Origin of the sequence: Modestobacter caceresii, from assembly GCF_000761485.1 — a bacterium.
GTDB classification, from domain to species: Bacteria; Actinomycetota; Actinomycetes; order Mycobacteriales; family Geodermatophilaceae; genus Modestobacter; species Modestobacter caceresii.
The window spans coordinates 174,925-199,251 of the sequence record NZ_JPMX01000075.1; the positions used below are offsets into that span (position 1 = coordinate 174,925).

Annotated in this window: 20 protein-coding genes; 11 read left to right on the forward strand and 9 right to left on the reverse strand. The window is 74.0% G+C overall.

All coding sequences use genetic code 11. The annotated features are described in order from the left end of the window. The first annotated feature begins 7 nt into the window (after window positions 1–7). Genes IN07_RS15850 through IN07_RS15865 form a run of 4 tightly spaced genes read left to right on the forward strand, consistent with a single transcriptional unit; the run spans window position 8 to window position 2,216 of the window. Complete coding sequence (locus IN07_RS15850) at window positions 8–388, forward strand: VOC family protein (protein WP_036337135.1); 381 nt, start codon at window positions 8–10, stop codon at window positions 386–388. After that, window positions 388–705, forward strand: a complete 318-nt coding sequence (locus IN07_RS15855) for a DUF1905 domain-containing protein (RefSeq protein ID WP_052091357.1) — start codon at window positions 388–390, stop codon at window positions 703–705. Before IN07_RS15850 ends, IN07_RS15855 begins: the two co-directional genes overlap by 1 nt. Before the next feature lie 43 nt (window positions 706–748). After that, window positions 749–1,468 (forward strand): helix-turn-helix domain-containing protein, encoded by a 720-nt coding sequence (locus IN07_RS15860; RefSeq protein WP_081975452.1) that lies wholly within the window; start codon window positions 749–751, stop codon window positions 1,466–1,468. Beyond that, window positions 1,461–2,216, forward strand: a complete 756-nt coding sequence (locus tag IN07_RS15865) for a hypothetical protein (RefSeq protein ID WP_036337138.1) — start codon at window positions 1,461–1,463, stop codon at window positions 2,214–2,216. The genes IN07_RS15860 and IN07_RS15865 overlap by 8 nt, the downstream gene beginning before the upstream one ends. Window positions 2,217–2,300: 84 nt before the next feature. Here IN07_RS15865 and IN07_RS15870 read toward each other — a convergent pair whose 3' ends face one another. From IN07_RS15870 to IN07_RS15885, 4 genes are all read right to left on the reverse strand, one after another. Then, window positions 2,301–3,710 (reverse strand): hypothetical protein, encoded by a 1,410-nt coding sequence (locus IN07_RS15870; RefSeq protein WP_064972425.1) that lies wholly within the window; start codon window positions 3,708–3,710, stop codon window positions 2,301–2,303. A 145-nt stretch (window positions 3,711–3,855) separates the two neighbouring features. After that, window positions 3,856–6,537, reverse strand: a complete 2,682-nt coding sequence (locus tag IN07_RS15875) for an MGH1-like glycoside hydrolase domain-containing protein (RefSeq protein ID WP_036337312.1) — start codon at window positions 6,535–6,537, stop codon at window positions 3,856–3,858. 108 nt (window positions 6,538–6,645) lie between these two features. Next, a complete protein-coding gene (locus IN07_RS15880; protein WP_197058502.1) occupies window positions 6,646–7,287 on the reverse strand; it encodes a response regulator transcription factor in 642 nt (213 codons plus the stop codon). Then, on the reverse strand, window positions 7,284–9,239 hold the full coding sequence (locus IN07_RS15885) for a GAF domain-containing sensor histidine kinase (RefSeq protein WP_156119222.1): 1,956 nt from the start codon (window positions 9,237–9,239) through the stop codon (window positions 7,284–7,286). The genes IN07_RS15880 and IN07_RS15885 overlap by 4 nt, the downstream gene beginning before the upstream one ends. 283 nt (window positions 9,240–9,522) lie before the next feature. Here IN07_RS15885 and IN07_RS15890 point away from each other — a divergent pair, with 283 nt between their 5' ends. Then, window positions 9,523–9,891, forward strand: coding sequence for a hypothetical protein (locus tag IN07_RS15890; protein WP_036337141.1), 369 nt, complete (start codon window positions 9,523–9,525; stop codon window positions 9,889–9,891). A 26-nt stretch (window positions 9,892–9,917) separates the two neighbouring features. Continuing rightward, on the forward strand, window positions 9,918–10,397 hold the full coding sequence (locus IN07_RS15895) for an allene oxide cyclase barrel-like domain-containing protein (protein ID WP_036337148.1): 480 nt from the start codon (window positions 9,918–9,920) through the stop codon (window positions 10,395–10,397). Window positions 10,398–10,537: 140 nt separating this feature from the next. Here the strand turns inward: IN07_RS15895 and IN07_RS15900 are convergent, their stop codons facing one another. From IN07_RS15900 to IN07_RS15910, 3 genes are all read right to left on the reverse strand, one after another. Further along, window positions 10,538–10,969 carry a type II toxin-antitoxin system VapC family toxin gene (locus tag IN07_RS15900; RefSeq protein ID WP_036337154.1) on the reverse strand — a complete coding sequence of 144 codons (432 nt, stop codon included), beginning with the start codon at window positions 10,967–10,969 and terminating at the stop codon, window positions 10,538–10,540. Next, window positions 10,969–11,238, reverse strand: coding sequence for a type II toxin-antitoxin system Phd/YefM family antitoxin (locus tag IN07_RS15905; protein WP_036337156.1), 270 nt, complete (start codon window positions 11,236–11,238; stop codon window positions 10,969–10,971). The genes IN07_RS15900 and IN07_RS15905 overlap by 1 nt, the downstream gene beginning before the upstream one ends. Window positions 11,239–11,339: 101 nt before the next feature. Beyond that, complete coding sequence (locus IN07_RS15910; protein ID WP_156119223.1) at window positions 11,340–13,067, reverse strand: putative bifunctional diguanylate cyclase/phosphodiesterase; 1,728 nt, start codon at window positions 13,065–13,067, stop codon at window positions 11,340–11,342. Window positions 13,068–13,316: 249 nt separating this feature from the next. Between IN07_RS15910 and IN07_RS24085 the strand changes: the two genes are divergently transcribed. From IN07_RS24085 to IN07_RS15925, 4 genes are read left to right on the forward strand one after another with little or no spacing between them, the layout of a single operon-like run. Further along, entirely contained in the window at window positions 13,317–14,420 is a 1,104-nt protein-coding gene (locus IN07_RS24085; protein WP_052091344.1) for a serine/threonine-protein kinase, read from the forward strand. A 15-nt stretch (window positions 14,421–14,435) separates the two neighbouring features. Further along, a complete protein-coding gene (locus IN07_RS25350) occupies window positions 14,436–14,573 on the forward strand; it encodes a hypothetical protein (RefSeq protein WP_156119224.1) in 138 nt (45 codons plus the stop codon). A 1-nt stretch (window position 14,574) separates the two neighbouring features. Continuing rightward, window positions 14,575–15,759: a TRAFAC clade GTPase domain-containing protein gene (locus IN07_RS15920; protein ID WP_036337159.1), complete on the forward strand. Its 1,185-nt coding sequence runs from the start codon at window positions 14,575–14,577 to the stop codon at window positions 15,757–15,759. After that, on the forward strand, window positions 15,756–17,435 hold the full coding sequence (locus tag IN07_RS15925; RefSeq protein WP_036337168.1) for a GAP1-N2 domain-containing protein: 1,680 nt from the start codon (window positions 15,756–15,758) through the stop codon (window positions 17,433–17,435). Before IN07_RS15920 ends, IN07_RS15925 begins: the two co-directional genes overlap by 4 nt. Before the next feature lie 206 nt (window positions 17,436–17,641). Here IN07_RS15925 and IN07_RS15930 read toward each other — a convergent pair whose 3' ends face one another. Next, on the reverse strand, window positions 17,642–18,376 hold the full coding sequence (locus tag IN07_RS15930; protein WP_231558412.1) for a matrixin family metalloprotease: 735 nt from the start codon (window positions 18,374–18,376) through the stop codon (window positions 17,642–17,644). Between the two features lie 382 nt (window positions 18,377–18,758). Further along, window positions 18,759–19,304, reverse strand: coding sequence for a DinB family protein (locus tag IN07_RS15935; RefSeq protein ID WP_036337322.1), 546 nt, complete (start codon window positions 19,302–19,304; stop codon window positions 18,759–18,761). Between the two features lie 425 nt (window positions 19,305–19,729). Between IN07_RS15935 and IN07_RS15940 the strand changes: the two genes are divergently transcribed. Beyond that, window positions 19,730–24,307 carry a cation-translocating P-type ATPase gene (locus IN07_RS15940; RefSeq protein ID WP_036337174.1) on the forward strand — a complete coding sequence of 1,526 codons (4,578 nt, stop codon included), beginning with the start codon at window positions 19,730–19,732 and terminating at the stop codon, window positions 24,305–24,307. Window positions 24,308–24,327 lie beyond the last annotated feature (20 nt).

Below are 24,327 nucleotides of genomic sequence, written 5' to 3' on the forward strand. Positions count from 1 at the left end.
GAACGTCATGAGCCAGACGACGACGGACACCGTCATCCGGGTCGCCACGACGACCGTGGTGGTGACGGACCTGCAGCGGGCGCTGGACTTCTACGTGGACGATCTGGGCCTGCAGGTGGTCCGCGACGCGGAGCTGGGTCCGGGCATGCGCTGGGTGGAGGTGGCGCCGGCCGGCGGGGGGACGACGATCGCTCTCATCGCGACCGACAGCGGCTTCCCACCGGGCATCCGGCTGGGCACGGCCGATGCGGACGCCGCCCACGCGCAGCTGCGCGAGCGGGGCGTGGACGTCGACGACGAGGTGCTGCGGATGGGCGAGATGGCCCCGCCGATGTTCACCGTCCGCGACCCGGACGGGAACGCCCTCGTGCTGGTCGAGGGGGCGTGATGACCGCCCTCGACGAGCGGTTCACCGCCCGGCTGCAGCTGAGCCCGGCGGCCGGCGGGTGGACCTACCTGGTGTGGCTCGACTCGGTCGCCTTCTTCGGCACCCGGGGCCTGGTGAAGGTCAGCGGGACGATCGACGGGCGTCCGTTCCGCAGCTCCTTCATGGCGCTCGGCGACGGGCGGCACAAGCTGCCGGTGGCGGCAGCGCTCCGCGACGCGATCGGCAAGCAGGTCGGCGACACCGTCGAGGTGCACCTGACGGAGCGCATCACCACCGCCCACCCCGTCGGCTCCCGATCTCGAGCGACGGCCGGCTGATCCGACGGTTTCCCCGGCAGGATGCTGCCCGATACGTCACTCCATGGTTGCGCGTCGACTTGACCGATCATGTCGTTGCACCGACATTGTCCGTATGGCGCTGATGACCACGCAGCAGGCCGCTGAGCGGCTCGGCGTCTCCGCACGTCATGTGCAGCGGCTGGTCGCGGGCGGCGACCTGACGGCGATCGGAATCGACCGCATCGACGCCGGGTCGGTCGCCCACTGGCTGGCCCAGCGGGCGGGCAGTCGCTTCCGGGCGTGGGAAGAGCCGACCGCATGGGCCGCAGTTGCGCTGCTGGAGGGCCTTCCGGCCCGGTGGCTCGGCCAGGCGCAGGGGTCCCGACTACGGGCCGTCCTCCGCGAGATCGACGGAGCAGAGCTGGCGTCGCGCGCGCGCAACCGGGCGGACAGTCGCCACTACCGCGCCCACCCGCGCGCGCTCGGCCCGCTGGCCCGGGAGGTCGTCGGGTCGGGCGCGACCGAGGGCGCCGGCGACCTCAGTGCTGCCGTCGACCGGCTCGACGGGTACGTAGCTGACGCCGCGCTCAACCGCCTGGTCAGCCGGTTCCGACTCGAACCCGAGCCAGGCGGCCGCGTCGTCCTGCGGGCGACCGGCATGTCACTGGACGTGGTCTCCGAACTCGCTGTCGGACGGCGTCGGGTGCTGGCCGGACTGGACCTCGCTGGATCCATCGACGCGCGCGAACGCTCCACCGGTGTTCGCCTGCTGGACCGGGCGTTGGTGGCCCTGCGTGGCTGAGCCGCTTCGACCACCCACTCCAACCGGCGGCTGGGTACGCCCGTGGCCCGACGTCGCCGAGCTGGCCGCTGCGGTCCCGGCCGAGGCGTGGACGCTGATCGGTGGGCTGATGGTCCAGCTGCACGCCGTCGTCGCAGGGCTGCCGATCGTGCGGCCGACGAACGACGTCGACGTCCTGCTGCACGTCGAGACCGGTCGGGGGCGGGCCGCTCAGGTGGCCGCAGCGCTGGAGGGACTGGGATACCAGCTCCGACCCAGCCTCGACCCACGCACCGGCACGGCGCACCGGTTCGTACGGGGCGGCGCCGTGATCGACCTCGTGACGTCGGTGGTGGACGTGGTCGCTGCCGATCACGCTCCACCCCGCGCGCTCGAGCGGTTCCGTGGCTACGACCTGGTGCAGGTCGATGGCGGGACACAGGCGCTGCGACGCACGGTGTCCGCTGAGCTGCAGATCGCCGGGCTGGAGCCGACGACGATCAGCGTGCCCGATGCGTTCGGTGCGCTGATCCTGAAGTCCGCGGCGCACAGAGCGGACACCCGGGACCGAGACCGGCACCTGACCGACGCCGCCGTGCTGCTGGCCTGCATCGACCCCTTTGAGGACCGGGCTCCCTCGGGCAGCGACCGGTCGCGGCTGCTGCACCTCCGCGATCACCTCGCGGACCCCACCGCACCGCCGTGGCTCCTCCTCCCCGAGGACGCCCGCCGCAACGGCCAGGCGGCACTTGAGCTGTTGTGCCCCTGACCGCTGCCATGGGGCTGACTGGTCGACGGGCCAGGACCAGCGGGACGCCGGCCATCGCATGATTGCGATGACCGGCTTCTCGCCTCAAGCGGAGGCAGCCGCTCCCTCACCGGGAGCAGACTCGAAGGACTCCTCCACGTCCTCAGCTGCCGTTGACGCAGGTTCGATGCCGTCCTGAGAGGACAGGGCCGTACTCGCGAGAGCAGTCGACGTCTCGTTGGGCAGATCAGCCACTTCCCGCATCTTCGGCGCCGCGGCAGTCCACGTCTTCAGGTTCTGCAGCACCTCTCCGTAGAAGGCCTCCACCGCGTCCAGCACCGAGTCGATCGCCGCTCCCCGGCCTCGTCCACGCTTTGTCCCCAACGAACTGGTGAGCGCAACTCGGAAGCTGCGGATCTCCCGCTTCGGGTCCTGGACCAGGACGGCCGGGTCCTCACGGACTGTCTTGAGCAGCTCCGTCGCCCCGGCGCCGCGAGCATGCATGGCGAATGCCTCGATGCGGACGGACTCGGGCGCCACCTTCAGCTGCCGAACGAGCCAGTTGACCCGGGTGGTCGGTCGCCCTTCACGCGGAGCATCGACGTCGACATGGCAGGTCACGCGGCCTGCGCGCAGGTCCAGCTCGATGTTCAGTGGCGCGACTGCATGCGGGATCCGGATGGCACCGGAGAGCCGTCCTTCCTTGACGAGGCTCTCGACCAGCGCCGCGGTCCGGAGGGCAGGCTCCGCCAGCTCGCGTCGGGTCAGCGCGGGGACGACTTCGGTGCCGAGTGTTCGCCCCAATCGCAGCGACGCATACCGCAGCAGCGCATCGAAGCGGGCAGCAACGTCGGAGACGCCCTTGTCGGAGGCCCGCAGCGTCCCTGTCCCGACAGCGTCGCGAACGGGCACCCACGACGCGCCCATGTCCTCGAACTCGAGGGCCCCGGATCGCGGGTGTTCCAGATAGCGGATCAGCTCGCCGAGGATCCAAGCCTGATCTGGGTCGGCGACCCCGCGGTGCTCTTTCTGGACCACTGCTTCAGCGAGGATCTGGCTCCACGGCAGATGGTGCATGTCCACCTTGCGCAACTTGCGCTTGTCGACCTTGGTGGGGTGCTGGCCGGCCAAGGGCGATATTTCGTTGCTGACGGTGATCAGCGCGTCGAAGCCGTTCTCACGTGCAATGTCGAGGTAGTTCTCGAGCTGTTCAGTGGCCAGCTCGTTCGTGCCCGTCTTCACCTCGACGAGCGCCGTCCAACTGCGCTGCCCTCGAGTGACCCTGATGAGCCCGTCCGGGTAGCAGCGCTTCTCCCCCAGCATGAACGGGACCTCGATGAAGGCCTCGATGTTGCCCGCTGGCGCGCCGAAGGGCTGCGTCAGGCCACGGCCGAACTCTCGAACGGCAGTGAGCACTGCGAGGAGAGCCGACGTGGCGCGACGCTCCTGTTCCTCAGCTCCGTTGATCCCCGACGTCGGGATCAACCGCGCCTCATGCCAACTCTCTTCAGCCATCCCCGTTGCGCCCTTCGATCAGTCGGCCAGTCGTTTTCGACACTAACGAGCGAAGACGTCCGAACGCTGAGTTGCACGGGCTTTAGCACTTCCGCCGCCAGTCCCGACACTTGCGTATCACGGAGCCTGCGGTTCAAGGCATGGGTTAGGTCCAGCGGGGGTCGGCGGGGAGGCGAGGGTTGAGCAGGTGCGCCACCAGGGCGGTCCAGCCGGTCTGGTGGGTGGCGCCCAGGCCCTCACCGGTGTCGCCGTCGAAGAACTCGCTGAACGTCGGGTGCTCGCGCCACAGCGGTGAGTCGCTGGACTCGATCCGGTCGCCGTCGGCCGGGCGCTTGCCGTCCACCGGGCGGAACAGCCGGGTGAGGCTGTTGTCGATCAGGTCCGCGGCCTCCACCAGGGTGCACTGCGTGCCCGAGCCGGTGGGGATCTCGATGGTGAACGAGTCGCCGTAGTGCCGGCCGAGGGTGCGCAGCTTGTCGGCCAGCAGCACGTTCACCGGGAACCACACCGGCCCACGCCAGTTCGAGTTCCCGCCGAACAGCCCGGTGCGCGACTCCCCCGGCTCGTACTCGATCGAGACGTCGCGGCCACCGACGTTGGCGAACACCTGGCCGGTCGACTTCGACAGCGACCGGATGCCGAACGGGGAGAGGAACTCCTCGGTGTCGAACATGCGCTGCAGGATCCGCTGCAGCCTCTCCTTGCCCACCAGCGAGAGCAGCAGCCTGCGGCCCTCCGGCGCCCGCCGGCTGCGCAGCGGGCCCATCAGCTCGGGCCGGCGCTTCTGCAGCCAGCGCACCCGCTCGGCGACGTCCGGCAACCGCTCGGCGACCCAGGCGGGGATCTCGGTGGCGCCCAGGATCGGCAGCAGCCCGACCATCGAGCGCACCCGCAGCGACTCCGTCGTCCCGTCCGGTGCGACCAGGACGTCGTAGAAGAAGCCGTCGTCCTCGTGCCACAGCGACACCTCGTGCGAGCCGAAGGCGTTCATGGCCTCGGAGATCGCGAGGAAGTGCTCGAAGAACTTGGTGACGACGCCGTCCCACGCCCGGTCGAACTGTGACAGCTCGAGGGCGATCTTGAGCATCTGCTGGCAGTAGAACGCCATCCAGCTGGTCGCGTCCGACTGCTCCAGCCGGTAGCCGGGCGGCAGCGGTGCGGACCGGTCGAACAGCGCGATGTTGTCCATCCCGAGGAACCCGCCCTCGAAGACGTTCGACCCGTCGGCGTCCTTGCGGTTGACCCACCAGGAGAAGTTCATCAGCAGCTTGGTGAACACCCGGATGAGGAACTGCTGGTCGCGGTAGCCGTCGAGCCGGTAGACGTGCCAGGCCGCCCAGGCGTGCACCGGCGGGTTGACGTCACCGAACGCCCACTCGTAGGCCGGCAGCTGCCCGTTGGGGTGCATCGCCCACTCGCGGCACATGAGCACGAGCTGTTCCTTGGCGAAGTCGGGGTCGACGTGCGCCAGCGGGAGCGTGTGGAAGGCGGTGTCCCACGCGGCGAACCACGGGTACTCCCACTCGTCGGGCATGGAGATCACGTCGGCGAGCGCGACGTGCCGCCAGCTGGTGTTGCGCTGGCCTCGTGCGCGCCGCGACGCGGGCGCCGGGACGTCGGGGTCGCCGTCCAGCCAGCGGGCGACGTCGAAGCGGTACAGCTGCTTGGTCCAGAGCAGGCCGGCGTAGGCGCGGCGGGCCACGTGCCGGTCGTCGTGGGAGAGCCCGGGGTGGATGACGCCGGCGTAGAACTCGTCGGCCTCGGCCTTCCGGAGGCCGAGGACCTCGTCGAACTGCGCACCGAACATCTGCTGCTCCGGCTGGGCCTGGGTCAGCCGGAGCTTCACGGTGACGGTCTCGCCGGGCTCGACGGCGTCCCACTGGTACCAGAACGCGGCCTTCGTGCCGGTCCGGTCGGGGTTCACCGCCGACTTGTCCTCGTGGACGACGCGGCGGTCGATGCCGTCCTTGGTGTACTCGCTGGCGTTGCTCTCGGCGCCGAAAAGGGCAACCGCGTTGGTCTCGTTGTCGCAGGTCAGGACGTCGGGGCTGCCGTCGGCGGCGAGCACCCAGCGACCGAGGTAGCCGTGCTCGGCGACGACCGCCGCGACCTCCTCGTCCTGGGCGGCGAGCGTGCGCTTGCGGTCGTCGAGGCCCCAGGACCAGGTGTTGCGGAACCAGACCTGCGGGAGCAGGTGCAGCGGTGCGGCCTCGGGGCCGTGGTTGGTGGCGCTGACGGTGATGCAGACGTCGTCCGGCGATGCCTTCGCGTACGTCATCTGGACGTCGAAGAAGCGGTCCTCGTCCAGGACGCCGGTGTCGGCGAGCTCGTACTCCCGCTCCAGCCGGGTGCGCTTCGCGTTCTCCTCACGGAGCTGTGCGTACGGGAACTCGGCCTGCGGGTAGCGGTAGAGCCACTGCATCCAGGAGTGCGTGGGCGTGCCGTCGGTGGGCCACCAGTGCTCCTTGGCGTCCTCACCGTGGTTGCCCTCGCCGTTGGTCAGGCCGAACAGCCGCTCCTTGAGGACCGGGTCCTTGCCGTTCCACATCGCCACGGAGAAGTTGAGGAAGCCGTAGCGGTCGCAGATGCCACCCAGGCCGTCCTCGCCCCAGCGGTAGGTGCGGGCGACGGCGTGGTCGAAGGTGAAGGACGCCCAGGCGTCGCCGTCGGCGGAGTAGTCCTCGCGGACGGTCCCCCACTGCCGGCCGGCCAGGTACGGCCCCCACATCCGCCATGGAGCGCCCATGTCGGCCGACTCGGCCAGTCGCGCGTGCTCGGCGCTGCGAGGGGTCGGGGTGTCTTGGGGTTCAGGCGGCGCGGCAGACACGACGACCACGGTCCCACGGCTGCGTTGCGTCCTCGTGTCGAACCGGGCCGTCCGAGACGAGACTCACCCGTGGCCGCCTCGCCCGTCGCGCCCGTACCGGCTGCCCCGTCAGGAGCCACCCAGGCCCGCCGCGCGGGCGCGCGCGACCGCAGCCGACCGGTCGGGCACCTGCAGCTTGGTGAGGACGGCGGAGACGTGGTTGCGCACCGTCTTGTCCGACAGCGCGAGCCGGGCGGCGATCCGCCCGGTCGACAGCCCGGCGGCCAGCAGGTCGAGCACCTCGCGCTCCCGGTCGGTGAGCTCCGGGAGCACCGACGCCCGACTGCCGGACCCGGTCAGTGCGTCGACCACCCGGCGGGCGACCGCCCCTCCGTAGACGGCGTCGCCGCCGGCCACCGCCAGCACCGCCCGCACGATCTCCTCCCGGTCGGCGCCCTTGAGCAGGTAGCCGCGGGCCCCGGCCCGCAGCGCCCCGAACAGCGACGCGTCGTCCTCGTGCATGGTCAGCACCAGCACGCCCAGGGCGGGGTGCCGGCGGGACAGCTCGTCCACCGCGGCCGCGCCGGACACCCGCGGCATCGACAGGTCGGTGAGGACGACGTCCGGCGTGCACCGCTCCACCTGGGCCAGCAGCTCCGCACCGTCGGCGGCCTCCCCCACGACCTCGACCTCCGGCGACGCGTCCAGCACGGCCCGCAGCCCGAAGCGGTACATCGGGTGGTCGTCGGCGAGGACGACGCGGACGGTCACCGGGACACCTCCAGCGGCAGGCCGGCGACCACCCGGGTACCGGACGGGCCGCTGGTCACGGTCAGGTCCCCGCCCACCGCCTGCGCCCGGGTGCGCATCGAGTCCAGCCCCACGCCGTCACACCGTGCCGGGTCGGCCGGCCCGAAACCGGCGCCGTCGTCGGCGACCGCGACCTCCAGGTGGCCGTCCCGGGCCCGCAGGCCCAGCTCGGCCGACCGGGCGCGGGAGTGCCGGGCCACGTTGGTCAGCGCCTCCTGCGCGATGCGGTAGGCCGCCGTCTCGACGTCGGGCCGCAGCGGCGGCAGCTCCTCGGCGGTGACCCGCACCGGCACGGTGGAGCTGAGGGCGGCCGCGTGCCGCTGGAGGGCGGCCACCAGGCCGACGGCGTCCAGCGGCGCCGGTCGCAGCCCGTCCAGGATCCGCCGCACCTCGCCGACGGCGGCGTCGACCTCGTCCTTCAGCCGGGCGAGCAGCGCCGCCGACCCGGGATCGGCCCGGTCGCCCAGCTGGGCCTGCACCGCCTGCACGGCGAGCCCGATGCCGGCCAGGGTCGGGCCCAGTCCGTCGTGCAGGTCGCGGCGGATGCGGTCGCGCTCGGTCTGCGTCGCCGACAGCACCCGGACGCGCTCCTGCTCGAGTGCCCCGGTGAGCTCCAGGGCCCGGACCACGACGGCCACCTGCGGGGCGAGCACGGCCAGCAGCTGCCGGTCGGCGGAGGTGAACGGCTCACCAGGGGTGCGCTGCGCGACGACCAGCGTGCCGACGTCCTGCCCGCCGACCCGTAGCGGGACCGGCACCGCACCCTCGGCTGCCGGCGCCGTCCCGGGTGGGACGACGCGGGCCGCCGGGGACCGCAGCGCCGCGGTGACGGTGTCCAGGACCGCGGGCAGCAGGTCGCCCTCCGGAGCGCTGGCCACCCGGTCGCCCAGCTCGGTCACCGCCGCCACCGGATCGCGACGCCGGCCGTAGACGAACCGGTCGGCGGCGGCCTGCAGGCGGGCGCGCCCGGGGCTCAGCGCCACGGCGAGGAGTGCGGCGGCGACGGCGCCGGTGACCGGCGAGAGGGTGCGCCCGAACGCGGCGGCCGCCGCTGCGGCAAGGGACAGGTAGAGCAGGACGACGGCGCCGGTGAGGGCGAGGTACACCAGCGCCCGGCTGACGACGATACCGAGCAGCCGGTAGAAGACCACGCCGACCAGCACCGACCCGGGCACCATCCACGCCAGCCCCGCGAACAGCCAGTTGGGCACCGGCACCACGAACACGACGACCATCAGCGGCAGGACGACGACGGTCAGCCAGGCGAGCTGCTGCCGCTCCACCCCGCGGGCGCGGACCAGCCGCACCGCCGTCCCGGCCCAGATGACCAGGGCCCCACCGAGCACGGCTGCGGCGGCGGCGGCCAGCGCCGCCGTCGTCCACGCGGAGGGTGGCAGCGAGACGGGGGCCGGCCGGGAGCGGACGACGTCGTCGTAGGACTCCGGGTCGAGGGTGCTGAGCGCAGTGAGGACGGCGAGGCCGGCCGCGACGGCGCCGACCGGCCACCGCCACCACCGGGCCGGCAGCCGCCCCGACGGGTAGATCGCCACGAGCACCGTGGCGGGCAGCACGAGGGACGGCAGCCAGGCCATCGCGCCGACCTGGGCGACCACGTGGGCGAGCGGCCAGTCCGGCTCGGCGACGTCGACGCCGTACCCGCCGTAGGCGTTGCTCCCGACGCTGAGCGTCTGCAGGACGCCGACGGACACCAGCAGCCAGCCGATGGAGTTGCGCGGACGGAGGTGCACCAGCAGCGCGCCGACCGCGGCGCAGCCCACCGCGTACACGCCTCCCGACACCGAGACGCCCAGCCGTGGTGCCCTCGCGTCGACCCAGGCGGCCAGCACCGCTGCTCCCGCGCACAGGACCACGGCCGCGACCGCGGAGCCGGTGGTTCTCGCGCGGGACCTCATCCCGTGAGTGTGGCCCCGGCGGCGTCCCGGACGGGGATCCTCGTCTCCCGGTCGGACCGGGACGTCCTCCCGGCCCGACCGGGTCGTCGCGCTCATCCGGCGGGTCGGCGCAGGCGGCCACCGTGGTCGACGTCCGTTCCCCACCCGGCACCCGGAGGACCACCATGACCACCCTCAGCCCCACTGCCCACCGCCGAGCCCTGCCGGCACCGGACGGCTGGACCGCCGCCGGCGCGGGCGTCGCCCTCGTCTGCGTGCTGGTGGGCACGTACGTACAGACACCGTGGAAGTCCGCCCCGCCGAGTGGGGGATCGACTTCAGCGGCAACGGCGGCAACGGCGGCTGGGGCGGCCTGGCCCTGCTCATCGCGTTCGTCGCCGTCGCGGGCGTCCTCGTCGGTCTGGCCACTGCGCGGGCCCGCGCCGTCGCGCCGGAGCGGACCGCCCGGCGCGCACTGCTGCTGGCCGGCCTCGGCGTCGTCACGATCGTCGTCTTCTGGACCGGGCTGCCGCCGGTGCTCGCCGGCGGGGCGGCCGGGCTCGCGGTCTCGGCCCAACGTCGGCTCGGCCGGCTGCCCGCCTCCGCGGCCGCCGCCCCCGTCCTCGCCGTCCTCATCGGGGTCGGCGCGCTCTACCTCGCGTTCACCGGTTGATCCCCGCTCCCCGAAGGAGACGTGCCATGTCCCGAACCGTGTCCCGCCCCGCCGCCATCGGCGCCGCCGGGGTGGTGCTCGTCGCCGGCTCGCTGCTCACCGTCGTGCCGGCCGCAGCCGGCGACCAGCCGCTGCGGCTGTCCACGGAGGTCGTCCGGAACACCGACCTCGACCTCGGCGACCCCGGGCCGAGCGCGGGTGACACCCAGGTGTTCCTCGACGACGTCCGGCGTGACGGGCGGTCGATCGGCAGCTCGGCCGGCAGCTGCACGCTGGCCGAGTTCACCGAGACCCGGCTGGTCGGCCACTGCGCGGCCACGCTGACGCTGCCGAAGGGCACGATCACCGTGCAGGGCGCCTTCGACGAGAACCCGAGCCAGGGGCCGACCGGCTACGTCTGGGCGGTGACCGGAGGCACCGGCCGGTACGCCGACGCCGGCGGCGAGGTGCGCGGCACCTTCCGACCGGACACCGACATCGTCGACCTGGAGATCCACGTCCGCTGATCCGTGCCCGGGGTGCCGACACCGTCGCGTCGGCACCCCGGCTGCGCGATGGACCAGGCGACCGAGAGCCGCACGCTGCGCGCTCGCGCCGTCGTCGTCCCCGCGGACTCAGCAGATCGGACGACGCTGGACCGGTGCGGTCACGCCCGCGGCGCCGGGATCACGGCGTCGATGCCGTTGGCCAGCGCCCCGGCTGCCTGCTGATCGTCCAGCGTGTGCACGACCGCATCGTGCCGGGCGGCCACGGCCAGGTGCAGGGCATCCGCGGCGCGCAGCGGGGGCACCGGCCGGGCCGACAACCGGGCCGCGACGCGGAAGTCGGCCCGATGGACGCCGAGGACCTCGACGTTCTCGTCGATCAACCGCGCGAGCGCACGGTCGGCGACCGACCGCTCGACATCGGTCAGGTGCCCGGAGCGCTGCTTGATCGACAGCGCCGACGCGGCCTCGGTCACCGCCCAGTCAGACGTACCCAAGACGTCGGGCACGCCCTCGGCCCAGGCGCGCACCCTCGCGCTGCGCGGCTCGGCGGTGACCAGAGCGATGAGCACGCTGGTGTCGAGGTAGAGCATCAGTACCGCTCGTCTCGCATCCCGCGGACCAGGTCACCGGAGTCGACCTGGTCGTAGGAGATCTTCGCCGTCTCCTCAGCGAGCCAGCTCAGGTCACGCGTCCCCGCGCGGGGTGCCCGAGGGTGCGGCGTGAGCTCGGCAACCGGCTGGCCTCGCCGGGTGATGACGACGGTCTCCCCCGCCTCTGCCGCGTCGAGGAGCTCACTGAAGCGGGAGCGGGCCTCGGCCACGCTCACGGTGTGCGACGGACGATCAGCCGATCCGGTCATGTCGCCTCCCGATGTACACCTGCGCTGTACAGAAGCTAGGTGCTCACCGGGGCTGTCGGCAAGCCCCCGGGCGTCGTCGTCCCGCTGGCGCGCCGCTCCCGTCAGGCGGGGCGGGCGACCTGCAGGAGGAGGTGGTCGGCGTGGCCGGCACGGAGGCCGGCGAGCAGGTCGGGCAGCGGGACCGGCCGGCCGTAGCGCCAGCCCTGCGCGAACGTGCACCCCATCGCGCGGACCGCGGCCTCCTGCTCGGCGGTCTCCACCCCCTCCGCGACCACGTCGAGGCCCAGGCCCCGGCACATCGTCACCAGGCTCTGCAGCATCTGCGCCCGGCGCGGTGAGGAGCTGACGGTCTCGACGAACGAGCGGTCGAGCTTGAGGACGTCGGCCGGCAGCGTGTCCAGCCGGCTGAGCGAGGAGTAGCCGGTGCCGAAGTCGTCGATGGACACCACCACCCCCACGGCGCGCAGGGCGTGCAGCGTCGCGACGGCAGCCGGCGACTCGCCCTCCAGCATGCTCTCGATGACCTCGAGCGCGAGGTGCCGCGCGGGGAACCCGGTCGCGGCGAGCACGTCCTGCACCCGCTGTGCGCAGCCCGGGTCGTTGAGCTCGCGGCCGGAGACGTTGACGCCCAGGGTGACCTGTTCTCCGGCCCGGGTGCGGACACCGGCCAGCGCGGCGCAGGCGGTCTGCAGCACGTGCGCCCCGAGGGCGAAGACCAGCCCGCTCTGCTCGGCGACGGCGACGAACTCCTCCGGCGGCACCGGGCCGCGTTCGGGATGGGTCCAGCGGGCCAGCGCCTCGACCCCGACGACGACGCCGTCCGGCAGGGCGACGATCGGCTGGTAGTGCACCGCCACCTCACCCGCGGCGAGCGCGGCCGCGAGGTCGCGGGCGAGCGCCGAGCCGTTGCCGCCCTCGAGCTCGCACCGGCCGCGGCCGGCGGCCTTGGCGTCGTACAGCGCGCGGTCGGCCCGGCGCATCAGCTCGGCGGCGCCCTCGCCAGGGCGGTGCTCGGCGACACCGCAGGAGATCCCGATCTCCGGGTGCTCCTCGGCGATCCGGCGCACCAGGTTCAGCGCCTCGTCACCACCGACGCCGGGCAGCAGCAGGGCGAACTCGTCGCCACCGTGCCGGGCGAAGACGGCGGACGGCGGCAGTTCCCGGCGCCACACGTCGGCGATCCGGCAGAGCACCCGGTCACCGGCCTCGTGCCCGGCGGTGTCGTTGATCTGCTTGAAGTGGTCGAGGTCGATCAGGGCGGCCGAGAGCGCCTCACCGGTGCGGGAGGACGCGGTGCGCAGCTCGTGCAGGGCGTCGTCGAAGCCGCGGCGGTTGGCCAGCCCGGTGAGCGGGTCGCGGCTCGCGCTCGACGCCCGGATGACCAGGCCGCGGACGACGGTGCCGAGCGCGACGATGATCGCGTCCAGCCCCAGCGCGATCGACGCCGGGACGTCGCCCTGGGCGAGCAGTGCGGCGGTCACCGCACTGATCCCGAACGCCATGTGCAGCCAGGCGAGCGGGAGGCTGAAGAAGAAGCAGGCGTCGACGGCGACGAAGGCCATGATCGAGGCCGCGGCCATCGCGGTGGCGGCGTCCGGGCTGACCGTCACCGCGACGGCGACCAGCCCGGCGGCCGACGCGACCGGCCAGTGGAACACCCGGCGCGGCCAGTGCGGGCCCCAGCGGAACGCCACGGCGCCGCACGCCAGGACGACGATGGCCAGGCCGAAGATGGCCCAGCGTCCCTCGGGGCCGGCGTCCGGACCGAAGACGGCGAGCATCCCGGCGACCCCGGCCGCGACGTAGAAGGTCGCGAGGACGCGCGCCATCATCCGGGGTGTCGCCACCGCAGGCGCCGTCGACCAGGTCACCAGGTTGTGGTCGGTCCGGTGGTGGGCGCAGTTGACCTTGCGGGCGGGACTGGCCGGTTCCGCTACCTCTGCGGGGTGAGGCGCGCCCGTCGGCCGGGACGCCGGTCACCCTGGGCACGGCGGAGCGATCCGGACTCATGGTGCAGGCACAGGTACGGCCTCTACCGTGGGCCGCGGTCGATCCGACGACGGGAGGGGCGCGGCAGGATGTCAGATGCCTCGTCCCCCACCGAGGGGCTGGCCGACGGGTTCGGGCACCGCCGCGTGCACCCGCTGGAAGCCGGTGACCCGCCGGAGATCGGGCCCTACCGGCTGCTGTGCCGGCTACCGCGCGGCGGGCAGGGCGCCGATGTCTTCGTCGGCCGGAGCGAGTCAGCTGACCCGCTGGTGGTCGTCAAGTGCCTGCCGGCCGGTGCTGGAGAGCTGGTCCGGAGGCGGTTCGCCCGCGAGGTCGAGAACGCCGCCCGCATCCGCAGTCCCCGGGTGGCCCAGATCGTCGACCAGGACCTCGATGCGGCCAGCCCCTACTACGTGCAGGAGTACGTGGCCGGGACGCCGCTGGACGAGTTCCTCGCCTCCCGGGAGGGCGGCCTCAACGCCGAGGAGCTGCGCCGGATCGCCATCGGACTGCTCCGCGCACTGCGGGACGCGCACGCGGCCGAGGTGGTCCACCGCGACGTGAAGCCCGCCAACATCATCATCACCGACCGGGACGTGTTCCTCGTCGACTTCGGCATCAGCCGCTACCTCGGTGCCGAGCGGCCCGCCGGCACGGTCACCACCGCGCTGGCCGGTCTCGGGTCGAAGCTGTTCGCCAGCCCGGAGCAGCTGCAGGGGCTGCCGCTGACCGAGGCCAGCGACGTCTACAGCTGGGGCATGGTGATCGCCTACGCGGCCGGGGCCCGGCACCCGGTCGATCCGGACGACGAGCTGGCGCCGGCCGACTACTGGCTGGAGCTGCAGGCCGGCCGGGTGGACCTCTCCGCCGTGCCGCCGAACCTGCTCGACCCGGTGTCCCACGCGCTGCGGGTCCCACCGGACCGGCGGCCGACGATCTCGGAGCTGGCCCGCGACGTCGAGCAGCAGACCCGCTGGCTGGAGCAGCCGTCGGAGATCCCCTCCCCCCGGACGGTGCTGCAGGACCTGCGGTCCGTCGTCGCCGTCCGGGAGGCAGTCCGCTACCACCTCTCCCGGCTGGAGCGGGCGATCGCCGACACCCCCACCGGCTACGCGGCCGCGATCGCCGGCGCCGTCGTGCTCGGGCTGGTGACCGCCGTGGTCCTCACCGTCGTCACGTTCATCATCTTCTGATCCCGAGGAGGCGTCGTGTCCGGTCTGTACCAGCGGGCGATGGCCCAGCAGGCGCTGGAAGCACGTCGGCACCGGTACCTGCGGCGGCAGCGGGTGCTGCTGCTGGTGTTCGCGATCACGACGCTGCTCGGCTACGTCTCGCTGGTGGCCTGAGATGGCGAAGAAGGACCTGGTCTGCCCGCGGTGCCTGGAGTCGTTCCCCGTGCCGTTGCTGCGCAGCCCGTTCGGCGGGCCGCAGCCGGTGCCGGTCCCGCGGCGAAGCGCGTGGCAGCGCTTCAGCGAGGGGCGGTGGGGTGGCCAGCCCGCGCCCGGCCCGTCGTCCCAGGCGAGGGCGGCGGCCTCCGACGCGGTGGACGCCGTGCCGGTCTGCCCGAACGGCCACCGGCTGCCGCCGGACTACGCCACCCGGCCGACCGTCGTCGTCGGCGTGGTCGGCCTCACCGGCGCCTCCAAGAGCACCTACCTGACGGTGCTGATCGACGCGCTGCACGCCGGCGCTCTCGCCCCGCTGGACATCTCGGTCGAGCTGGACGAGTACAGCGCCGACCGGTTCGAACGGCAGTACCACCAGCCGCTGCTGGTCGACCACCGGCAACTGCCGCTGACCCCGCCGCTGCTGGAGCAGGGCCAGTCGCCGGAGCCGCTGACGCTGGTGCTGCGGCGGGCGACGCAGGGCGGGCCGGAGCGGTCGATGAACGTCGTCCTGTTCGACGCCTCCGGGGAGCAGCTCTACCGGAAGGAGGACCTGGGGCAGTTCAGCAAGTTCCTGTACGTGGCCAGCGCGGTGCTCGTCGTCCTCTCGCCGGGGATGTTCCCGGGGCTGCAGACGGTGGCCGACCCCGGCGAGGGCGCGCTGGGCATGGCCCGGCCCACGCAGATGCTGGTCAACCTGGCCGATCTGCTGCGCTCGGCCCGCGGACTGCGCCGGGACGGCTTCCTGGAAGGGGTCTCGACCGGGGTGATCCTGAGCAAGGCCGACAAGCTGCTCACCCGGCCGGACTTCCCGGCCGACACGCTGCGCAACCCGGAGATCAGCGTCACCGGGCTGCCCAGCCTGTTCGAGGAGGTGCGCGACAACAGCGCCCGCCTGGTCGACTTCCTGGAGGTCAACGGCGGCAGCAACCTGCTGACGACACTGTTGACCCGGCTGCCGGACCCGACCGTGCACGCGGTGTCCGCGACCGGGTCGGAGGCGAGCGACGGCGCCTATCCCTCGATCAGCCCGGTGGGCTGCCTGGAACCGCTGCTGGTCCTGCTGGCGCGGCACCGCTTCCTGCCCAGCGACGGGCTGGACCTGGACGGCGTCTCGCCCCGCGCCGCCGATCGGCTGCGCCGATGACCACCTGCCCGCAACTGGTCTACACGTCGGCAAGCCGGACGCTGGAGGGGCCGGGGTTCGGCGTCGTCCAGCTGTCGCCGGACTGGCCTGCGGAGGTCGGCGACAGCCGCGCGACGCTCGGCCCGCTGATCTCCCTCGACGTCGAGGAGTCCTTCGGCCTGCTGCACACCGCCGGCGGGCGGATCGCCTACCGCAAGGTCCCGGCCGGGACCGACGCGTTCGGCCGGCCGGGCAACTACCTGGTGCACCTGCTCTGGGACGGCGCCGGCCGGGTCACGCCCCGGGACGTGCTGGCGTTCCGCAGCGGCGGCGGGTTCCTCGACGGACTCCCGGCAGCGGCCGAACCCTCGCGGGAGGCGCCGGCGGTGGAGGTGCCGTCGGCCCGCCGGTCGCTGTCGGCCCTGACCGCCGACGACGTCGACTCCCTCGTGCCCTGCGTGGCTCTGGTGCTCGCTGCGGTGGCCGCCGGTGCGGGGGTGGTCGGGCTGCCGGCCCGGACGGCCTCGGGGCGCGACGTCGCCGAGGCGGTCTTCGACGTGCTGCCGCGGGCGCTGGCCTCGGCCGTCGCCCTGCACGTGGGGACGGCGTCCGCCTCGGGCGACGCGGCTCCGGTGCGGGTGCACGTGGGGTCGGACGTGCCCAACGACGTCGTGCCCGACGGGCAGGACACCGCACGGGCACGGGCGCTGCTGGAGGCGGCAGCGAAGAAGGAGCTGTGCTCGGACAACGTGCGCAAGCTGGAGACCCTCGACCGGTGGCTGTTCACCGACACCTGGACCGGGATGGACCCCGCGTCGCTGACCCCGCCCCAGTTGGTCGGGGTGCTGGAGTCGGAGAAGGCCGGGTGGTGGCTGTCCTCCCCGGACGCAGTGGACGTCGCCTGCGCGGTGGCTGCGTCGTCCCCGGAGGTCGAAACGGCGCTGCGAACGGCGCTCGCCCAGCACCCCGATGCCTGGGACCGGCTGCGCGACCGGGAGCTCGACGCCGCGCTGACCGCCGTCTTCGGCGGCGCGGCCAGGGCGGCCGTACCGACCGGCTTCACCGGGCTGACCCGGGCGGAGCTGTGCGAGGCCTTCGTCGACGAATTGGCGCGCGGCCGCCGGCTGACCGAGGTCGGCGGGGCCGCGGCCGCGCTGGTCGAGGAGTCGGTGACGCTCCCCCAGCCCGTGGCACTGCTGGAGCTGACCGACGACCTCGCAGGGCTGGCCCGGTTGGCCACCAGCCGGCCGGTGGTGCAGGAGGCGCTGGTGCGGGAGTGGGCGGGGGTCGACGCCTGGCCGGCGAGTTCCGCATCGCTGTTCGGGCACCTGCTGCTGGAGGACCCCGACTGGTTCCTGACCCTCGGTGGCTCCACCCCGCCGTCGGTGGTGCGGTCGGCGCTGCCCTGGGCGGCGGAGCGGCTGGCGGCGTCGATGGTGGAACGGCTGGCGGTCACCGTGGCGGCCAGTGATCTGGCCGGGCAGGGCTGGGCGCTGCGCGACGTGCTGTTCCGCTCGGGGTTGGCCGACGAGGAGGTCGCCGCGATCGTGGCCCGCAACTTCCTGGTGCTGACCGGGGACGACGGCTGGCCGGGTGAGGTCGCCCGGCTCGCCGCTGGTGCTCTCGGCGCGGGTGGGGGCGGGGAGGCATCCGAAGGGCGCCGGAAGACCGGGATGTGGCCGCGGCGTCGCCGGTAAACCTCGCGCACCCGACAACCGACCACAGCAGCTCGCCGGCGCTGGTCAGCGACACGTCGTCGGCGCACGCTCGTGCTCTGGCTGTACTGGCGCACCAGAGCACGAGCGTCGGGGGACAGGGTGTCGGTGGGCACTCGTGCGCCCATGCACTGGCGATCGCTCCCCTTGTCTCTACGTTCCGCTTCCGGGCGCCGGGCTGTCGACCGTCAGACAGCGGGGACGCAAGCTCCCGCGCCCAGCCGGCTCAGGCCGGTGAGGTCACCGGCGGCGAAGTCGAGGACGGCGGAGGTCGTCGGGTACATGAGCTGCGTCGGGTCGTCGACGTGGTCCAGGCCCACCAGGTGCGCGAACTCGTGCAGCACGATCGCGCGGGTGACCGCCTGACCGCCCGGTCGGCTGAGGATCTCGGTGAACTGGGCGGCGTCGAGCTCGACCAGGCCGGTGACGTAGACGCCTGGCCCCTCGCCGGACGAGACGGAGAGGCTGCCGGCCAGGCCCGCGACGTCGGCGGCGAGGTCGGGCTGTTCGGCGACCGTGTCCCAGGTGACGAGCACGGGCGCCCACCGGTCGCCGTAACGGTCGGGTTGGAAGGGATCGCGCTGGTCACTCGGGGCCTCGTCGGTGGCGCCGTCGTCGACGAACTGCAGCCCGGTGACCGCTGAGATCTGGGCGACGGCGTCGGAGATGAGCAGGTCGCCGCCGACCGGCTCGTTGTCCGGCCGGACGACGTAGTGCACCGGCCGGCACGGGTCGTAGGCGATCGGCGTCACCCCGTCGTCCTGCAGCTGCGCGAACTGGTGGGTCCCGCCGCCCGCAGGAGGGGCGAGAGGCGTGCCCAGCGGCCTGCCGGCCGCCTCGATGCCGGCCGTCGGCCCGGTGCGATCAGTGGCTGTCGCCTCGAGGCCGGGCAGCAGCTCGAACGTGAGGGCGGCAGACCCCACGACAGCGACCACCAGCAGCGCTCCCCCGATGCCCGTCCACGTCCGCCGCTTCCTTGTGCGGCGAGCGGGTGGCTGCGCTGGCGTCCAGGCCCGCCACGGCTCGACCGGGCTGGTCCGACCGACGGACTCGTCGAGGACCCACTGCGGGACCCGACCCGTCGGTGAGGTGCGCAGTCCGGTGGGTGCGTGCGACCGGTCGTCGTGCTGGCGCACTGCACCCCATCGTCGGCCGATCGTGTTCCGCTGCTGTTCGTAGCCGACCGCCGGTTCCGCGTGGAGCCCTCGTCGCCCGCACGGGTGAGCACGGATGTGGTGCAACAACCAAATGCGTAGGCCACGCGCAGTCGGCTCCCGCGGAGCGCACGCGAAGCCCCCGCGACCGTCAGTGCTGCCGCGAGACCTCGGTGATGTCGCGGAGGTGGTGGACGCCCTCGTGCGCTGCCTGCCGGACCAGCCACCGCGCGCTGCGGTGCTCGTCCGGGAGGCGGTGCACCGGGCGGCCCCACTCTCCGGGTCGGACTCGCTCGATCTCGGCCAGGAAGCCGATGACGTGGGCCTGCAGTTGGTCCAACGCTGGCTCGACGGCGGCGTCGCGGTAGCCGAAGCGGCGGGCCCGCAGGTCGTTGAGCATCGGTTCGAGGGCCGGGTCGTCCTCGGTGCGCGCACGGTGCAGCCGGATGGTGGAGGTGGCATAGACGTCGCGCAGGTGGCACAGGTACTGCACCGCTGACCAGGCGCCGTCCGGGCCGGGCTGCCGGCACGTCGCATCGTCGAGCGAGCCGAACAGCGCCCGGGCTCGGGCCGGGATGGCCGCGATGACCGCTGACGCGCGGTCGACGTCGTGATCGACGTAGGAGAACGGGCACGACAGGCAGACGTGCTCCTCGCCGGCGAGCGGCGGCAACGCCGGACGGCGGTCGGCTGGCACACCGTCATCCTCGCCGGTCATCCGCCGCTGGGGTGCCGTTCCGTCCCGCTCATCGCCGGCGTCCGTGATTCACGTCCCGGCACTCCCCTGAGCGCCCGTGCCGTCCAGCGCGTCGAGCACGGCGCGCAGCGCAGAACAGGACGGCGTCGTCGGGCAGCTTCTCCTGCAGCGCCTCCACGAACAACCGCTCGGCGTGGGACGCGAACGTCGCCGTCGGAGCATGACACCGACGAACGGCTGATCCGGACGACGGCCGACCGTGAGTCACCCCATGGGTCACTCCGCGCCCCGGGTTCCGACCTGCCTCGCCGTCGGGTAGCGGACCCCGCTGACGCGACTGCCGGGATCGGCCGCACGAACCACACCGACGCGAAGGACCGGCCGACGACGTACCGTTTGGTGACCGTCGTCATACGGGGGTTCCCATGGCTCCGCTCCGCCTGATCACGTGGGCCGGCAGCGCCGCCCGCGAGGCCACGCGCCTCGCCACCGGCGCCGCTGCGCTGGCCGCCGTGCCGGTGGTGGTCGGTGCCGGCCTGCTGGGCGAGACGGCCTCGGTCACCTCCCGGGTCGCCAGAGCAGGGGCCACCGTGGCCACCGGCTCCATCCACCTCGCGAGGGACGTCGCCGTCTCTGGCACCCGGGCGGTCGGCACCCTGGTCACCGGGGCCGACCCCTTCCCCGGCGGCCACCTGCACGACCTGGTCGACGCGGCGAGGGGCATGGTCGAGCCGCCGCTCGCCCGCCACACGCGACGGGTCTGGGGTGACCGCGACCGCCTCCAGATCGAGGTCGAGGCGCCCGCCGACGACGAGGCTCCCGAGGCCCGCACCGCCCTGCGCCGCCAGCTGGAGCGGCTCGAGGGCGTCGAGTGGGCGACGGTCAACGACGTCGTCGGCCGGGTGCTGGTCGCCGTCGACGCCCGCCGGGTCACCCTCGACGACGTCGTCGGCGTGGTGACCGAGATCGAGCAGGCCCGCGGCGCCACGGGGGTCTTCCCGCAGCGCCCGGACCACCCGGCCGACCTCGAACCGCTGCTGGCCGCCGTCCTCGCCGCGGCCGTCGACACCGCCGCCGTCGGCGTGGCCGCCGCCGCCAAGGTCCTGCCGATCCCCGCGGTGCACCGGCACGCCACCCTGCTGATGGCGCTGCTGGACACCCAGCAGTGGCTCAAGCGGGCGGTCTCCGACCGCGTCGGACCGATCGGCACCGACCTGGTCTTCGAAGGCACCGGCGCGCTGCTGCACGCCCTCACCCAGAGCCCCACCGTGCCGGCGCTCAATGCCGCCGCCGCGATCCAGCGGGCCCTGGAGATGCGCGCGCGCCGCCAGGTCTGGCGGCGCCGCGAGCGGGAGCTCTGCCGACCCGCGCCCGACGACGCTGCGCCCGAGCAGCCGCCCGGCCCGCGACCGGGGTCCCTGCCGGCCGGCCCGATCGAGACCTACCGCGAACGATTGGCGCCCACCGAACTCGCTGCGGCGCTCGGTCTGGTCGCGCTCACCCGCCGCCCCGGCCGCTCCGCCGACCTGCTCAAGGCCCTCACGCCGAAGGCCGCCGTCCAGGGCCGGGAGTCCTTCGCCGCCGTCCTGGACCTCCTGCTGTCCCGCCGCGGCATCCTTCCGCTGGACGGCTCGGCCTACCGCCGGCTCGACCGCATCGACACCGTCGTCGTCGACGGCCGGACGCTGTGCACCGGACCGCCGACGGTCGTGGAGGCCACTGCCGAGGCCGATGGATGGGACGACGCCGACGTCTGGTCGGCCGCCGCCCGCCTGCTCGCCGACGACGATGCCGATGCCGACGCCGCTGCTGGGAACGGCACCGGCCGGCTCCGGCTCGGCCCACCACGTACGCCGTCCGACGCACCGGGCGGCGAGGTCCGCTCGCTCCTGAAGGGCCGCCGCCGGGTCGGCACCGCCATGGTCGCCCCCGAGCTCGACCCGCACGCCGAGTCGCTGCTCACCACCGCCGCCGACGCCGGCCTCCGGCTGGTCCTCTCCCGGCACGTCGGCACGCGGGAGATCGCCGGCCTGGCCGACGACGTGACCTCCGCCGAGGAGGGCCTGGTCGACACGGTCCGGCGGCTGCAGTCCGACGGGCGCGGCGTCCTGCTGGTGTCCGCGGTGGACGGCCCGGCACTGCTGGCCTCCGACATCGCGGTGGCCCCGGTTCTCGAGGGCCGGGGCCCGGCCTGGGGTGCCGACCTGGTCACCGCTCCCGGGCTGGCCGACGCCTGCCGCATCGTCGCCGCCGTTCCCGATGCGAAGGCGGTCAGCCGGCGCGCGGCCGGCACCGCGCTGACCGGCAACGTCCTCGGCGGCCTGCTCGCCGCTGTCGGCAGCGCCCGCTACGGCCAGCGCCGGGCCACGACGCCGGGCAAGTGGGCGACCGTCATGACGATGACCACCGGGAGCTGGGTCGCCGTGCGTGCCGCCGGCCGCCCTGTCCCGGCACCGACCGCGCACACCCCCTGGCACGCGCTGGAGCCCGACGAGGTCGTGCGCCGCCTGGCCGACCTGCCCAGGGAGTCCGAGCACCGGCCCGGCCGCGTGCCCGCCGCGGCCCGCCGGGTGGCCGAGGTGCCCGCGGTCCGGATACCGGCCCGGTTCGCCCGCACGGTCTCCGCCGAGCTCGCCGATCCGCTGACTCCGGTCCTGGCCACCGGCGCGGCGGCGACCGCGGTCCTCGGTGAGGCCACCGACGCGTTCCTGGTCGGCAGCGTCACCGGGATCAACGCCGTCGTCAGCGGCCTGCAGCGGCTGCGCGCCGAGACCGCCCTGGAAGCGCTGCTGCTCGACCAGGGCCACTGCGCACGCCGGGAGACCGACGGCGGGAGTGAGGATGTGCCCGCGACCGCGTTGCGCGTCGGCGACGTCGTCCTCGTCGAACCCGGCGACGTCGTCGCCGCCGACGCCCGGCTGCTCGAGGTCGAGGACCTGGAGGTCGACGAATCCGGGCTCACCGGCGAGTCGCTGTCGGTCGCCAAGTCGGTGGCCCCGACTCCGGGGGCCGAGGTCGCCGACCGCAGCTGCATGCTCTTCGACGGGACCACGGTGGTGGCCGGCCGCGGCAGGGCCGTCGTCGTCGCCGTCGGTCAGGCCACGCAGGCCGGCCGGGCCGCGCGCGCCGCCGGGGGCGCGGCTCCGCCGGCCGGCGTGCAGGCCCGGCTGGCCGAACTCACCCGCGCCGTCCTGCCGCTCACGCTCGCCGGTGGCGCGGCCGTCACCGCGCTGGGCCTGCTGTGGCGCCGCCCGCTCCGCGAGTCGGTGGCAGCAGGGGTGGCGATTGCGGTGGCCGCGGTCCCCGAGGGGCTGCCGCTGGTCGCCACGGTCGCCCAGCAGGCCGCGGCCCGGCGGCTGTCCCGGCGCGGTGCGGTGGTGCGCAGCGCCCGGGTGCTGGAGGCGCTCGGCCGCGTCGACACCGTCTGCTTCGACAAGACCGGCACGCTGACGGAGAACCGGCTGCGCGTCGCGCGTCTCGTCCCCGTCGGTCCGGACGGCGGCACCGACGGCGGCGCCGCCCACGACGAGGCCGCCGAGCCGGAGCTGCTCCGGCTGGCCGCCGCGGGCATGGGCAACGGCGACGACCGGGCGCACGAGACCGACCGCGCGGTCGTGGCGGCCGCCACCGATCGCGGTCTGGGTCACGACGGCGCGCCGGACGAGGCGCTGGCCTTCACCGCGGGCCGCGGCTTCTCCGCCGCCGTCCGGGACGGCCGGCTCGTGGTCAAGGGCGCCCCGGAGGTGGTGCTCCGCCGCTGCGCCGACGACCCGCAGGTGCGCGACCGCGTCCGGCAGCTGACCGGCGACGGGCTGCGGGTGCTCGCCGTCGCCGACCGCGCGGTCGACGGCCTGCCCGAGGACCTCGACGAGGCAGCCGACCGGCTGACCTTGCGCGGGTTCATCGGGCTGGCCGACACACTGCGCGAGTCCTCGGTGCGCGCCGTGGAGCAACTGCGGGCCGCCGGCGTCCGGGTGGTGGTCGCCACCGGTGACCACCCGGGGACCGCCAGCGCCATCGCCGCCGAGGCCGGCGTCCCCGACGCCGACCGAGTGGTCACCGGCGCTCAACTGGCCCGGGCGTCGGACACCGAGCGGGCCCGGATCGTCCGCGAGACGGCCGTGTTCGCCCGGCTCTCGCCCGAGCAGAAGGTCACCCTGGTGGCCGCGCTGCGCCGGGCGGGGGCGACGCTCGCGATGACCGGCGACGGGGTGAACGACGCCGCGGCGATCCGGCTGGCCGACGTCGGCGTCGGGGTCGAGGGCGCGGAGTCGCCGGCCGCCCGCGCCGCTGCCGATCTGGTGCTCACCGACCTGGACCTCACTCGGCTGGTCGACGCGATCGCCGAGGGCCGGGCGATGTGGTCCCGCGTCCGCGACGCGGTGTCGATCCTCGTCGGCGGCAACGCCGGCGAGGTGGCGTTCACCGTGCTCGGCACCGCCGTCGGGGGGCGGGCGCCGCTGGGCACTCGCCAGCTGCTGCTCGTCAACCTGCTCACCGACATGTTCCCGGCGCTGGCCGTCGCGGTCGCCGCGCCGCGGCACGTCCCGGCCGGGGACGACGACGGCCCGCTCGCCGGGCACCCGCTCGCCGCCGTGCTGCGGGCCGGTCCCCACCGCGGGTTCACCGACGCGGTCCGGCACATGGTGCTGGTCCGGGGAGCGGCGACGACGGCCGGCGCCACCGGCGCCTGGGTCGTCGGCCGGTTGACCGGGCCGCTGCCCGGCCGGGCCAGCACGATGGGTCTGGCCGCGCTGATCACCACCCAACTGGCGCAGACCGCGTGGTCGGGTCGGCGCAGCCCACTGGTCCTGGCCACCGTGGCCGGCTCGCTCGCCGTCCTCGTGGGGATCGTGCAGACCCCCGGGGTGAGCCGGTTCTTCGGCTGTACGCCGCTGGACCCGGTGTCGTGGTCGGTGGTGCTCGGGTCGGCCGCCGTCGGTGCCGCGGGCGCAGAACTGGTCCCGGGCCTCATCGCCCGGTGGCGCAGCCACCCGGCGTGAGTCGCCCGGCCGTGCATCGA